12 protein-coding genes are annotated in these 13,892 nt (G+C 64.6%); 5 read left to right on the top strand and 7 right to left on the bottom strand.

Features of this window, described 5'->3' with window-relative positions; all coding sequences use genetic code 11:
* Positions 1–37: 37 nt before the first annotated feature.
* On the bottom strand, positions 38–772 hold the full coding sequence (gene lexA / locus RFM98_RS26830; protein ID WP_320311622.1) for a transcriptional repressor LexA: 735 nt from the start codon (positions 770–772) through the stop codon (positions 38–40).
* Positions 773–1,236: 464 nt separating this feature from the next.
* On the opposite strand from lexA, the gene kynU reads away from it, so the two are divergent.
* Complete coding sequence (kynU, locus tag RFM98_RS26825) at positions 1,237–2,484, top strand: kynureninase (RefSeq protein WP_320311621.1); 1,248 nt, start codon at positions 1,237–1,239, stop codon at positions 2,482–2,484.
* A 15-nt stretch (positions 2,485–2,499) separates the two neighbouring features.
* Here kynU and RFM98_RS26820 read toward each other — a convergent pair whose 3' ends face one another.
* Positions 2,500–4,125 carry a benzoate-CoA ligase family protein gene (locus tag RFM98_RS26820; protein WP_320311620.1) on the bottom strand — a complete coding sequence of 542 codons (1,626 nt, stop codon included), beginning with the start codon at positions 4,123–4,125 and terminating at the stop codon, positions 2,500–2,502.
* Positions 4,126–4,378: 253 nt separating this feature from the next.
* Here RFM98_RS26820 and RFM98_RS26815 point away from each other — a divergent pair, with 253 nt between their 5' ends.
* A complete protein-coding gene (locus RFM98_RS26815) occupies positions 4,379–5,209 on the top strand; it encodes a hormone-sensitive lipase (protein ID WP_320311619.1) in 831 nt (276 codons plus the stop codon).
* A gap of 101 nt (positions 5,210–5,310) precedes the next feature.
* Here RFM98_RS26815 and RFM98_RS26810 read toward each other — a convergent pair whose 3' ends face one another.
* The 5 genes from RFM98_RS26810 to RFM98_RS26790 form a co-directional block, all read right to left on the bottom strand.
* Positions 5,311–6,516, bottom strand: a complete 1,206-nt coding sequence (locus RFM98_RS26810) for a molybdopterin molybdotransferase MoeA (protein WP_320311618.1) — start codon at positions 6,514–6,516, stop codon at positions 5,311–5,313.
* Entirely contained in the window at positions 6,516–6,995 is a 480-nt protein-coding gene (gene moaC / locus RFM98_RS26805; protein WP_320311617.1) for a cyclic pyranopterin monophosphate synthase MoaC, read from the bottom strand. The genes RFM98_RS26810 and moaC overlap by 1 nt, the downstream gene beginning before the upstream one ends.
* 66 nt (positions 6,996–7,061) lie before the next feature.
* Positions 7,062–7,913: an indole-3-glycerol phosphate synthase TrpC gene (trpC, locus tag RFM98_RS26800; RefSeq protein WP_320311616.1), complete on the bottom strand. Its 852-nt coding sequence runs from the start codon at positions 7,911–7,913 to the stop codon at positions 7,062–7,064.
* 4 nt (positions 7,914–7,917) lie between these two features.
* A complete protein-coding gene (gene trpD / locus RFM98_RS26795) occupies positions 7,918–8,928 on the bottom strand; it encodes an anthranilate phosphoribosyltransferase (RefSeq protein WP_320311615.1) in 1,011 nt (336 codons plus the stop codon).
* Positions 8,925–10,820: a peptidylprolyl isomerase gene (locus tag RFM98_RS26790; protein WP_320311614.1), complete on the bottom strand. Its 1,896-nt coding sequence runs from the start codon at positions 10,818–10,820 to the stop codon at positions 8,925–8,927. Before RFM98_RS26790 ends, trpD begins: the two co-directional genes overlap by 4 nt.
* A gap of 143 nt (positions 10,821–10,963) precedes the next feature.
* Between RFM98_RS26790 and tpiA the strand changes: the two genes are divergently transcribed.
* The 3 genes from tpiA to RFM98_RS26775 all read left to right on the top strand — a co-directional run bounded on the left by tpiA (position 10,964) and on the right by RFM98_RS26775 (position 13,724).
* Entirely contained in the window at positions 10,964–11,731 is a 768-nt protein-coding gene (tpiA, locus tag RFM98_RS26785; RefSeq protein WP_320311613.1) for a triose-phosphate isomerase, read from the top strand.
* 147 nt (positions 11,732–11,878) lie between these two features.
* Positions 11,879–12,382: a preprotein translocase subunit SecG gene (secG, locus tag RFM98_RS26780; RefSeq protein WP_320311612.1), complete on the top strand. Its 504-nt coding sequence runs from the start codon at positions 11,879–11,881 to the stop codon at positions 12,380–12,382.
* A 214-nt stretch (positions 12,383–12,596) separates the two neighbouring features.
* Positions 12,597–13,724 (top strand): L,D-transpeptidase, encoded by a 1,128-nt coding sequence (locus tag RFM98_RS26775; protein WP_320311611.1) that lies wholly within the window; start codon positions 12,597–12,599, stop codon positions 13,722–13,724.
* Positions 13,725–13,892: the final 168 nt, after the last annotated feature.

Here is a 13,892-nt window from a genome sequence, read left to right as displayed (position 1 = left end):
GAACGGAAAACCGCCGCGCACTTTTCCTGAAAATTGCTCAGTAGCGGCGGATAAGCCCGACGAGCTTGCCCTGGACCTTGACCCGGTCGGGCCCAAAGATGCGGGTTTCGTAGGCCGGGTTGGCGGCTTCGAGCGCGATCGAGGCGCCCTTGCGGCGGAAGCGCTTGAGCGTCGCTTCCTCATCGTCTACCAGCGCCACCACGATTTCGCCCGGGCTTGCCGTGTTGGCATTGCGGATGATGACGGTGTCGCCGTCGAAGATACCGGCCTCGATCATCGAGTCGCCCTTGACTTCCAGCGCATAGTGCTCGCCGCCCGTGATCATGTCCGGCGGCACCGTGATCGAATGCGTCTGGTGCTGGATGGCGTCGATCGGCACGCCGGCGGCAATGCGGCCCATCACCGGAATGGATACCGCCGAAACAGCGTCGTCATCATTGCTTGGCGTCGGCGCTCGCGAGGGCGTCGCCGGCTTGACCTGGCGGCTGAGATTGCCCTGGCCGCCCTGGATGACGCTTGGCGAAAACTTCTTCGCGGCATTCAGGCCCGGCGCGATCGAGTCGGGCAGCCGCAAGACTTCCAACGCGCGCGCCCGGTTCGGCAGCCGGCGAATGAAGCCGCGTTCTTCCAGCGCCGTGATCAGCCGATGGATACCGGACTTCGAGGCAAGGTCGAGCGCCTCCTTCATCTCGTCGAAGGATGGAGGAATCCCGCTCTCCTTCAGGCGTTCATGGATGAACATCAGGAGTTCATGTTGTTTGCGCGTCAGCATTGGCGGCCCCCACGGGTTCTGAAACCAGAATCGGAAAAACAAACCCAGAACAAACACTATCTGTTCCAGTTGTGTTCCGCAACCGTTTAAAGTTTAGTGAATTTGTTAAGGCTGGCGAAACAATGTTGCATCCGATGGTGCCCTGGCCGCCTTTAGCCGGGCGGTGACATTGATTCCGCTCGATTTTGCGGCCCGTGCTTAAGCTCAAACAAGAGGTGGCACCACCACGAAAGTGCCGGGCGAGATTCGCGCCGACTCCTCGGTGCGCGTGCTGCACCGTGAACGAAACGAACCCAAAATGCCAACCTCGGCGGTTTTCCGGTTCACAGTTTTCGCCGTCTATGGACCAGCTAACATAGGACGAAAGGTTCTTGCCCTGCCGCCGACGGTGATGAGACAACCGCCCTTGGCCGCCTGACGATGCAGTGCGAGCGGCGCCGGGTCGAAATGGAGGCGGTAGCACAATGAGGGGAATTCCTGATCTGGCCGAGATCGAGGCGATGGATGCCGCCGATCCGCTGCGCGCCATGCGCGGTCGCTTCGTCCTGCCGGAAGGCGTCATATACCTTGACGGCAATTCGCTGGGCGCTGCTTCGGTCAACGTCTTCAACGAGCTCGAGACGGCCGCGAAGCAGGAATGGGCGCAGGATCTCATCCGTGCCTGGAACACAGCCCGCTGGTTCGACATGCCTGTCGAGCTGGGCGACCGGCTCGGGCGTCTGATCGGCGCCGCGCCGGGCCAGAGCGTGGTGTGCGACACGACCTCGATCAACATCTACAAGGTCCTGCACGCGGCACTTGCAATGCGGCCCGAGCGCTCGGTGATCGTTGCCGAAGGCGACAGCTTCCCGACCGACCTCTACATGGCGGAAGGGGTGGCCTCGACGCGGCCGGGCACGGCGCTGCGGCTCGAAGGTGTCGATGCCCCGACGATCGAAGAGCTGGTCGACGATCGCGTCGCGGTCATCCTGGTCAACCACGTCAACTACAAGTCCGGCCGGCTGCGCGACATGGCGGCCCTGACGCGCAAGGCCCACGACGCCGACGCGCTGATCGTCTGGGACCTGTGCCACACGGCCGGTGCCCTGCCGGTGGATCTCGACGGCTCGAATGCCGATTTCGCCATCGGCTGCACCTACAAATATCTCAATGGCGGGCCGGGCGCGCCGGCCTTCATCTATGCCGCGAACCGCCACCATGGCGATATTCGCCAGCCGCTCAGCGGCTGGTGGGGTCATGCGCGGCCGTTCGCGTTCGAGCAGGGCTATGCCGCCGGCACGGGCATCCGGCGGTTCCTGTGCGGAACGCAGCCGGTGCTGTCGATGCGGGCGCTGAAAGGAGCGCTGGATGTCTGGGACGAAGTCGATATGACGGCCGTGCGCCAAAAAAGCATCGCGCTGACGGACCTGTTCATCCGGCTGGTCGAAGCAAGATGCGGCGTCTTTGGTCTTGAGCTGGAAAGCCCGCGCAACGGCGCCGAGCGCGGCAGCCAGGTATCGTTCGCCCATCCGCATGGCTACCAGGTGATGCGCGCCTTGATCGAGCGCGGCGTGATCGGCGATTTCCGCGCGCCGTCGACCGTTCGTTTCGGGTTCACGCCGCTTTATGTCGGCTACCGGGATGTCTGGGATGCTGTCGAGGTGCTGGAAGACATCCTGCGCACGGGCGCCTGGCAGGATGCCCGCTATGCCGTCAAGGAGGCCGTCACCTGAAACGGGATCGCCCGCTCAATGGGGCTTTTCGGCGCGCAGGCGAAAGCGCTGGATCTTGCCGGTCTGGGTCTTGGGCAAGGCCGCGATGAACTTGACCGAGCGAGGGTATTTGTAAGGTGCGATCGTCGCCTTGACGTGGTCCTGGAGGCGCTTGACGGTCGCTGCGTCCGCCGTCGCGCCGGGCGCCAGCACGACATGCGCCTCGACGATCTGGCCGCGTTCGGCGTCCTCTGCGCCGATGACGGCGCATTCCGCGACATCCGGATGCGACAGCAGCGCGGCCTCAACTTCCGGCCCGGCAATGTTGTAGCCGGCGCTGACGATCATGTCGTCGGAGCGGGCGGCGAAATGGAAGAAGCCGTCCTCGTCCTGCACGAAGGTGTCGCCGGTCAGGTTCCAGCCGCAACGGACATAGTCCTTCTGGCGGTCGTCGGCCATGTAGCGGCAGCCCGTCGGCCCGCGCACCGCCAGCCTGCCTGTCGCGCCGCGCGGCAACTCGCGCATCTCGTCGTCGACGATGCGCGCTTCGTAGCCGCGCACCGGCTTGCCGGTCGAAGCCGGCTTCATCTCGCCGAAGCGGTTGGAGATGAAGATGTGCAGCATCTCGGTAGCCCCGATGCCGTCCAGGATCGGTTTGCCGGTCTTTCGCGTCCATTCTTCGAAGACCGGGGCGGGCAAGGTCTCGCCAGCCGAAACGGCAACGCGCAGCGACGACAGGTCGGCACCTTCATCCATGGCCTTCAGCATGGCCCTGTAGGCCGTCGGCGCCGTGAAGGAGATGGTCGCCCTGTAGGTCTCGATGATGGCGATCATGTTGGGCGGCGTCGCCTGCTCCAGCAGCGTCGCGGCAGCCCCGACGCGCAGCGGAAAGATAGCGAGGCCTCCGAGGCCGAAGGTGAAGGCCAGTGGCGGCGAGCCGACAAATATGTCGTCGGGCGTCACCTGGAGAATCTCGCGGGCGTAGGCGTCGGCGATGATCAACAGGTCGCGATGGAAATGCATGGTCGCTTTCGGCACGCCGGTCGTGCCCGACGTAAAGCCGAGCAGCGCGACATCGTCACGACCGGTCTCGACCGCCTTGAAGGTGACAGGCTTATCGAGAGCGGCGCGATCCAGCTCGGCATCATGGTTGGCGGTGCCGTCGAAGCCGATGACCTGCTTGAGGAAGGCGCTTTCCTTGGCGCAGGCCGTCATCTCGTCCATCAGCCGCGTATCGCAAAGCGCGATGCCGATTTCCGCCTTGTCGACGATCTTGGCGAGCTCGCCGGCGCGCAGCATCGGCATGGTGTTGACGACCACCGCGCCGACCTTGGTGGCGGCCAGCCAGCAGGCGACCATCGCGGGGTTGTTCGCCGAGCGGATCAGCACCCGGTTGCCCGGCTTCACTCCGTAGTTTTCGACCAGCGCATGGGCCAGCCTGTTCGTCCAGTCGGACAATTCCTTGTAGGTGCGGCGACGGCCGTTGCCGATCAGCGCGGTGCGATCGCCAAAACCCTTCTCGACCAGCCTGTCGGTCAGTTCGACGCCGGCGTTGAGGCGTTCGGGATAGTCGAAGCCGTCCAGAAGGAAGTCCGGCCATTGCTCCGGCGGCGGCAGGTTATCGCGCGTGAACGTGTCGATATGCGCTGAAGGTCCAAGCATGGTGCCGCTATCCTCCCTGCCTCCCGGAGGAGGTTTGCCGCCACCCAGCCGCACCTTTCGCGCGACGCCACCTGAGGGGCGAGCGGGTGCGGGTTTGGGCTGTTCAGCAGACCTCCCATTGTCGGCTGTTCGTCAGCGAGGATCGCATCGGCCCAAATTTGTTTCAAGCCTAAAATGTTTTGCCTCGGTGCATTGACGTGCCGGTCCATGGCGACCATTGGTGGTGAAGAAACAGTGCGTTCCTGGAGGAGCGATGCTCGAGCACAGCATTTCGGACTGGGACAACGCCTACGCCAACGGCGCGAACATCGCCAGCGGCGACCGTTGGCCGGCGGCCTGGGATGGCCCGGCTCAAGCTTTTCGCGAAAAGCTGCTGGCGAAGGGCAGGGCGAGGCTCGACATCGTCTATGGCGAGGCGCCGCGCAACCGGTTCGATCTCTTTCTCCCGCCTGCAGCGCCAAGGGGGCTCGTGGTGTTCATCCACGGCGGCTACTGGATGGAGTCGGACAGGAGCTCGTGGTCGCATCTGGCCGGAGGCGCGGTCGGACGCGGATTTGCCGTCGCCATGCCCTCCTACACGCTTTGTCCTCAGATCAGGATCAGCGGCATTGTCGATGAAGTCGCGGCCGCGATCGAGAAGGCGGCGGCGATGGTCGATGGCCCGCTGATGCTGACCGGGCACTCGGCCGGTGGACATCTTGCCAGTCGCATGGCGACCACGACGTCACCGCTGGCATCCGATGTGGCGCGGCGTATACGCCAGGTCGTTTCGATTTCAGGCCTGCACGACCTGCGACCGCTGATGTTCACCGCGCTGAACGAGACCCTGCACATCGATGAGCGGGAAGCGTTGAGCGAAAGCCCGGCGCTGCTGCGGCCTCGGCAGCGAGCGCGTATCACCTGTTGGGCCGGCGGCGGCGAGCGTTCGGAATTCCTGCGCCAGAGCGCGTTGCTGGCCAATATCTGGACCGGCCTCGGCGCTGCGACGGGTTCAGTGGTCGAGCCGGACCGGCATCATTTCAACGTTGTCGATGGTCTCGCCGATCCGGACCATGCCCTGACCCGCAGGTTGGTCGACGAATAGGGTTTAAGATCGACGTCGTCGCCGTATGAGCGATCGACTTTGTCGACGCATTAACGATCGACTTCGTCGACGTATTAGCGATCGACTTCGTTGACGTCTGTTCAGCGCAGCATAAGCACGTTGCATTCGCCGCCGGCTTCGGCAGCGGGCGCGAAGGGCTCGCGCACGATCAGGCCGTTGGCGTCGGCGAGCATCCGTAGCATCGAGGAGTCCTGGATGCCGAACGGGGTTGCGACCAGTGTGCCGGCGTCATCGCGCACCACGGCGCGAACATAGTCCTGCCTGAAATCGTTGGCCTGCATCGCGGCGCCCAGCCGGGCGGTTCGCAGGTCCTGCCTGTGATCACGGCCGCCGAGCCGGGCAAGGAGCGGCTTCAGGAACAATTGCGAGCAGACGATGCTTGCCACCGGATTGCCGGGCAGGCCGACGCAGCGGACATTGCCAAGCCGGCCGAACATCAGCGGTTTGCCGGGGCGCATGGCGATCTTCCAGAAGTCGAGCTTCATGCCTTCGCTAGTGAGCACGTCATGGATCAGGTCGTGATCGCCGACCGAGGCGCCGCCGAGCGTGACGATGACGTCGGCGCCGGCATCGACCGCTTTCCTGACCAGCGCGGCGATTGCCTCCCGGCGGTCGGCGGCGATGCCGAGATCGAGGGCGCGCGCGCCGACCGACTGTGCGGCGGCGGCAACGCCATAGGCATTGGACGAAATGATCTGGTCGGGGCCGAGCGTGCTGCCAGGCGGCAGCAGTTCGTCGCCTGTCGCGATGATCGCGACCAGCGGCTGACGCACGACGCTCAGGCTCGGGTGGTTGGCCGACGCCGCCAGCGAAAGCGCTGCCGCATCGAGCGCGCGACCCTTTTCGAGCAACACATCGCCCTGGCCGAAGTCGAGCCCGCGGCGGCGGATATTGCGTCCTTGCGCGGTCGGCTCCGTCACCTCGATCTTGCGGTTGCCAAGGTCACGGACGTTTTCCTGGATGACGATGGTGTCGGCGCCTTCAGGCAGCGGCGCACCGGTAAATATCCGAACAGCCTGGCCCTTCCCGACGGTTCCGGGGAAGCCGCGGCCGGCAGGCGCCATGCCTATCACCTCGAGCTGCGCCGGCACCGAAGCAACATCGGTGGAACGCGCGGCATAGCCATCCATCGCGGAGGCATTGAAAGGCGGCTGCGTGCGCAGCGCCACCACCGGCTCCGCCAGGACCCGTCCGGCCGCTTCCGCCAGCGGAATGCTTTCGCCCGGCAATGGCGCCGCGCCGTCGAGCAGGCGTTCAAGCGCTTCGGCGACCGGGACCAGTGCCATCACGGGGCCGCCTTGTAGTCGCCCGACTTGCCGCCGGTCTTCTCGACAAGCCGGATACCGGAAATCGCCATGCCGCGATCAACCGCCTTGGCCATGTCGTAGATGGTAAGGCAGGCGACCGATGCGGCGGTCAGCGCCTCCATCTCCACGCCGGTCTTGCCGGTGACGCGAGCGAGCGCCGTGACCTTGAGGCCGGGCAGCGTGTGGTCCGGCTCGATCTCGACGGCGACCTTGGTCAGAAGCAGCGGATGGCAAAGCGGGATCAGTTCATGCGTCTTCTTCGCCGCCATGATGCCGGCGATACGGGCAGTGCCCAACACGTCGCCTTTCTTGGCGTCGCCGGCGAGAATCATCTCCAGCGTTTCGGGCCGCATCGAGACAAAGCCTTCGGCGATTGCCGTGCGGGTCGTCTCGGCCTTGTCGCCGACATCGACCATGTTGGCTTCGCCCTTGGCGCCGAGATGAGTGAGGGCAGGCATCCTCAAACGGCCATAGAGCGACGTGCGTCCACTTGGACGCACAAAGTACGCTCTAACACTTTGAATCTATGCATCGTGCTCTCCGAAAATCGGAGTCGATTTTCGGGCCGATGCATTGGCCGGCGCCTTGCCCGTCAGCAGCAGCTCGGTCGCGGCAGCCACATCGGCCTGCCGCATCAGGCTCTCGCCGACCAGGAAGGTACCGATGCCGGTCTTCTGCATCCTGAGGCAATCGTCGTGGATGAAGATGCCGCTCTCGCCCACCAGCAGGTAGCCGCCCGGGACGATCGGCGCCAGCCGCTCAGAAGTCTCAAGGCTGGTCTCGAAGGTCCGCAGATTGCGGTTGTTGATACCGATCAGCTGCGACGACAGTTTTAGCGCGCGCTCCGTTTCGGCCTCGTCATGCACCTCGATCAGAGCGTCCATCCCGAGTTCGAAGGCGATAGCTTCCAATTCGCTCGCCAGGGCATCATCCACGCTTGCCATAATGATCAGGATGGCGTCTGCGCCCCAGGCTCGTGCTTCGTAGACCTGGTAGGTGTCGAAAAGGAAATCCTTGCGCAGAGCCGGCAGGCGCACCGCTGCGCGCGCGGCCGTCAGGAATTCCGGCGCACCCTGGAATGAGGGGGCGTCGGTCAGCACCGAAAGGCAGGCAGCGCCGCCCTTCTGATAGGCCCTGGCGAGCGCCGGCGGATCGAAATCGGCACGGATCAGGCCCTTCGAGGGACTGGCTTTCTTGATCTCGGCGATCAGCGCGAAGGTGCCAGACCTGCGCTTTGCCTCCAGCGCCGCGAGAAAGCCGCGCGGCGCGTCCGCGTCCTTCGCACGCGCCTTGATTTCGGCCAGAGGCACACGCGCCTTTGCCGCCGCTATTTCTTCGAGCTTATAGGCTTCGATCTTGCGCAGGATGTCCGACAAAGCCTTATCCGTTCGAAATCTCGACCAGCTTGTCCAGCACCGCAAGCGCGCGGCCGCTGTCGATCGCCTGCGCCGCCGCCGCGATACCGTCGGCAAGCGTCGTCACCTTGCCGGCCACGACCAGCCCGGCGCCGGCATTCATCAGCACCGTGTCGCGATAAGCACCGGCGGCTCCGCCCAGCATATCGCGCAGTTCCTTGGCATTGTAGGCCGCATCGCCGCCACGCAGGTCCTCCTTGCTGTGCCGCTTCAGCCCGACGGCCTCCGGCGTCAGCGTGAAGCTGCGGATCTCGCCGCCGGCAAGTTCCGCCACCTGGGTCTCGCCCGTCGTGGTGATCTCGTCATAGCCATCGCCATGGACGACCCAGGCATGATCGGCGCCCAGCGCCTTGAGCGTCTCGGCCACCGGCATGATCCACTCCGGCAGGAAGACGCCCACCATCTGGCGGCTGACACCAGCGGGGTTCGACAGCGGTCCGAGCAGGTTGAAGATGGTGCGCGTGCCGAGCTCGACGCGGGTCGGCCCGACATGCTTCATGGCCGGATGATGCGCCGGCGCAAACATGAAGCCGACGCCGGTCTCATGGATGCAGCGGCCGATCATTTCCGGCGGGATGTCGATCTTGACGCCCAGCGCCGTCAGCACATCGGCCGAACCTGTGAGCGAGGACAGGCCGCGATTGCCATGCTTGGCGACCGGCACGCCGGCGGCGGCGATGACGAAGGCCGAAGCGGTGGAGATGTTGACCGAATGCGAATTGTCGCCGCCGGTGCCGACAATGTCGATGGCGCCGTGCGGCGCCTCGACGCGCAGCATCTTGGCGCGCATCGTGGCGACCGCGCCGGATATCTCGCCCACCGTCTCGCCGCGCACGCGCAGCGCCATCAGGAAGCCGCCGATCTGACCGGGCGTCGCATCGCCCGACATGATGATGTCGAAGGCCTCGCGGGCCTCCTCGAAAGACAGCGCGGTGCCGGTGGCGACCTTGGCGATATGGGTCTTCAGCGCGCTCATCGTGTCTGTGCTTGCGAAACGGCGTTCGGATCGATGCGAACGCTATATTGCGACTGCAGCTGCGCCACCAACTGGTCGAGCAGGTCGTCGGACATGCCGGCGCCGAAGGATTTCTGCGCCTCATCCGGCACCGCGCTGCCATCGGCGCCCGCCGGCTCGAAGACCTCGGCGACCTTGAACAGGATCTGGCCGTCGCCGGTGGGCGAGGGGATCAGACCGGTGCCGCCTTCGCCGACGCCGAACATGGCCGCAGCACCTTCCTTGCCGAAATCGGCATCGTCGGCTTCGCGCTTCAGGCCGCGCTTGGTCTGTTTGTCGAGCTTGAGCTCGCCGGCGATGACGTCGAGGGTGGTGCCGGCCTTGAGGCGCTTCTCCAGCTCCTCAGCCTTCGCATCGAGCCTCTTGTCGGTCTCGGCCTCCGTCCAGTCGGCCGCGACCTTCTTGCGGACCTCATCCAGCGTGCGGTCGCGCGCCGGCGTGACCGACTGCACCTCGTAGAAGACGAAACCGTTGTCGGCGGTGGTCAGGCCCTCATTCTCGGTATTGGGCTCCGCCGCGAACACCGATTTGATCAGCTCGGCCGATTCCGGCAGGTCGTTGACGATCGTGCCGTCCGGCCGCTGGCCGGTACGGTCGATGGCGTCGATGGTGACGACCTTGAGCTTCAGCTTTTCGGCGGCCTGGGCAAGCGAAGCGCCCGAGGCCCGGGTGTCCTCGTAGCTGTCATGCACGTCGAGCAGGATGCGGCTTGCTTCGCCGAGCGCCAGGTCCTTGCGGATCTGGCTGGACACTTCCGAAAGCGGCTTTACCACCTGCGGCTTGATCTCGGTGACACGCAAGAGCACGGGACCGAAGGCGCCCTGGACGACCTGGCTCACCTCGTTGGCATTGAGCGAGAAGGCGGCATCGGCCACCGCCTTGTCGGCGATCTTGTCCTTGGCCAGCGTGCCGAGCAGCGTGTCGGCCTGCGTCTTGCCTTCAGCGGTGACGAGCTTGTCGAAAGTGGCGCCTGCCTTCAGCGAATCGTAGGCCGCCTTGGCCGCATCCGGCGTCTTGAACACCAGCTGTTCGATGGTGCGGGTCTCGGGCGTCGTGTAGCGCGCGACATTCTTGTTGTAGTCGTCGCTGACCTGGCTGTCGGTCACCGCGGACGGATCCATGATGTCCTGCGGCTCCAGCCGGGCATAGGAGAACTTGCGGTACTCCGGCGCGGCGTAGTTCTTCTTGTTGGCGTCGAAATAGGTGTTGAGAGCGCTGTCGGACGGCGCCTCGATCGGTTGCACCAGCGTCTTGGGCAGCACGAGATAGTCGATCGTGCGGTCCTCGCCGCGATAGAGAGAGACCGCCTTCAGGAACGTCTGCGGAACCTTCAGGCCGTCGGAAATCGCCTCGACGATCTGCTGGCGCACAGCCACCTGCGAGCGGTTCTTGAGATAGTCCTCCGGCCGCATGCCGAGCTGGTGCAGGAGATACTCGAAGGTCCGGCGATCGAATTGGCCGCCGGGGCCCTTGAAGGCCGGATCCTCGCGCGTCAGTTCGGCCAGCCGATCCTTGGAAAGGCCAAGCCCGAGCTTGCGCGCCTGTTCGTCGAGGACGGCGCCCGAAACGAGCTGCGACAGCACCTGGTTGTCGACGCCGAGCAGCTTGGCCTGTTCCTGGGTGACTCGCTGGCCATATTGCTGCGACAGCAGGCTGACCTGGCGATCATAAGCGAGGCGGTACTCGTTGATCGAGACTTCCGTGCCGCCGGCCGTGATCACCGCGTGATGGCCGCCCAGCACGCCACCCACCATGCGCGTGGTCGCGCCCCAGGCTAGGAAACTGACCACCAGCAAGGACAGCAACGCCTTCGCGACCCAGGTGCCCGCCGCACTTCTCAATATACCAAGCATGCATACTTCCGAGTTTTGCGCATTTTCGCATGCGCCGAGTTTGAAACAAGCGCAATAGCGCCCTTCCGGTCCACTGTCGATTGCTTTGTGACCCGATTTTGGTAGTGAGGGCGCTGCTTAATGTCGCTCGGAGAACGCGCCCCATGACCCCTGGAATCCGCCCGCTTGTCGCCGGCAACTGGAAAATGAATGGCACCAGCGCCTCTCTCGCCGAACTACGGTCGATCGGCAACGGGTTCATGAGCGGGCTCGATGCGGAGACCGAAGCCGTGGTGTGCGTGCCGGCGACTTTGCTCCAGCGCGCCGCCGAGATTCTGTCGCGCACGCCGGTGCGCGCCGGCGGAGAGGATTGCCATGCCAAGGAGAGCGGCGCCTTTACGGGCGAGATTTCGGCCGAGATGCTCAAGGATGCCGGCGCGAGCCACGTCATCGTCGGCCACTCCGAACGCCGCGAACTGTTCGGTGAGGACGATGCGATGGTGCTTGCCAAGGCATCGGCCGCATGGCGGGCAGGGCTGGTGGCCATCATCTGCATCGGCGAGACGCGTGCCGAACGCGAGGCGGGCGCAACGCTCGATATATTGGCGCGCCAGCTCGAAGGCTCCGTTCCGACAAGCGCTACCGCAACGAACACGATCGTCGCCTATGAGCCGGTCTGGGCCATCGGCACCGGCCTGACCCCGACCGCAGCCGACGTCGCGGAGGCGCATGCGCATATCCGCCGCAAGCTGACCGGAATGCTCGGCGATGCCGCGGCCAGGATGCGCATTCTTTATGGCGGCTCGGTCAAGCCTTCCAACGCGGTGGAACTGCTTGGCGTCGAGAATGTCGACGGCGCCCTGGTCGGCGGCGCCAGCCTGAAGGCGGCCGACTTCCTGGCCATCGCGGAAGCTTACATGAACATCGCTTAGGCTCATGCGGCATAAATCGTTGTAATGGCCGCATTGCTTCCCATATTCCCGGCCACGGGCTTGGAAATGCCGTCAAAGCATTGTAAGGAGCCGCCTCCAAAACACCGGTCGTATGCGCGGTCGCGCAAGGCCTCGCCAGGATAAATTATGGAAACCGTACTGATCGTCATCCACCTTATGGTCGTGCTCGCCCTTGTCGGCGTGGTGCTGCTGCAGCGCTCCGAAGGCGGCGGCCTGGGCATCGGCGGCGGTTCCGGTTTCATGACGGCGCGCGGCGCCGCCAACGCGCTGACCCGCGCCACCGCAATCCTGGCGGCGGCCTTCTTCGTGACATCGCTGGCGCTGTCGATCATTGCCCGTTACGGCGAAAAGCCGATCGACATTCTCGACCGTCCGGCGACGTCGACCTCGGGCAACGGCGTGCTCAACCAACTGCCCGGTTCCAATGGACCGGTTGGCACCTCTAAGCCCGCGGCTCCGGCCGGCGGCACGGCTCCCGCGGCCCCGTCGGGCGCCACGACGACCACCACGCCGCTTGCCAATGGCACCACCGCTCCGGCTCCGGCAGCGCCGGCACCTGCGAATCCGACCACGCCGCCGGCAGCCAACGGCGTCACCTTGCCGGTCACCCCGCAGGTTCCGAACCAGTAGCCGGACAAGCACCGAGGCCGCGATCTGTTGTTCTTTGAACACAGTCGCGGCAAATGCGCGCCTGATCACGAAGATTCAACCGGGCGTGGCGCCTGCCTCAGCTTGAGGCGATGACGGCTAATCGATTATAGATTGCGCGCGGCACATTTCGGCGTCCTTGGGGGGCGCCGGGCGACGCCGTGGGCAACTCGCACTGAACGATCGGATCTTCGCCATGCAGCTTCGCAGCTTCATCATTTTGGGAGTCTGTGCCGTCCTCGGCATGGGTTCCGCGGCCCTTGCCGGACCGGCAAATCTGGCCACATCACCGTCATTCGAGAAGACTGACGCCATCAATGTCGCAGCCAAGAGCGACGCATCGCAGCTGAAGCTTCTCAAGAAGAAGAAAAATCCGACCTCGGACGATCTCGCGCAGATCAGCAAGCTCGAGGCCAAGATCGCGGCCGACAAGGAAGCCGCCAAGGACAAGGCGCTCGAGGCTCGCAAGATGGCGATGCGCGAGGCAGCCAAGGCCAAGGCCGACGCTGCGCGTCAGGAATGGCTCTCCAAGAAGGGTTCGGCAGCGTCAGTCGAAGTGGCCGATGCCAGGCCGGTGAAGAAGACCACCAATATCATCGCGCCGCTCGAGCCCTTGGCTTCGTTCGCGCCGATCCAGACCGATGAACCGATCCCGGCTGAGGCGATGAACGTCACGGCCACCGGCAATACTGGTGAGCTGCGCAGCGAGCAGCCCGGGCAAAAACAGACGAGCAGCAGCGGCGGCCTGTTTGCCGGTCTGTTTGGCGGTCAGTCGGTGTCTTCGATCAGCTATCTGCCCGAGACCCGCGCGCTTGATTCGGCGCTCGCCAGGAAGGACGCAAAGCGGCCGTTCAAGGTGAAGCCGGAATTCGTGCCGCAGGATGTCTCGTTTTCGGGCTATGAGCCGGGCACCATCGTCATCGATACCAGCGCTCGTCGCCTTTACCTCGTCGAGAGCTTTTCGACGGCCCGGCGCTATGCCATCGCGGTCGGTCGCGAAGGCCTGCAGTTCAAGGGCACCGTGGCGGTCGGCGACAAGCAGGAATGGCCGCGCTGGATCCCGACACTCGATATGCAGAAGCGCGAGCCGAAGCATTACGGCCAGTACAAGGACGGCATGGCCGGCGGCGGCGAGAACCCGCTCGGCGCGCGCGCCATCTACCTCTATGACGGTAGGAAGGACACGCATCTGCGCATCCACGGCACCATCGCGCCGCAGTCGATCGGAACCAGCGCTTCCAATGGCTGCTTCCGCATGATCAACGAGCACGTCATGGACCTTTACAGCCGCGTCAGGATCGGCACCAAGGTCGTTATCATATAACGACTGGTTGTTGTTATCTGACGCTTTCAATCAAACTGCCGAAAGGGCCGGCGCCGCCGGTCCTTTTGTTTTTCGAGTCTTTGCTTTGATGGATGTCGTTCTCCCAAAGCCGCTCCACACTTTTGGGCGACATGCTTTCCGGAAAGGCTCCTCACGAGCATCGGCGCC

Source organism: Mesorhizobium australafricanum, assembly GCF_033977265.1.
GTDB classification, from domain to species: Bacteria; Pseudomonadota; Alphaproteobacteria; order Rhizobiales; family Rhizobiaceae; genus Mesorhizobium; species Mesorhizobium australafricanum.
The sequence above is the reverse complement of the archived record's forward strand: the minus strand, read 5'-3'. Positions and strand labels throughout refer to the sequence as shown.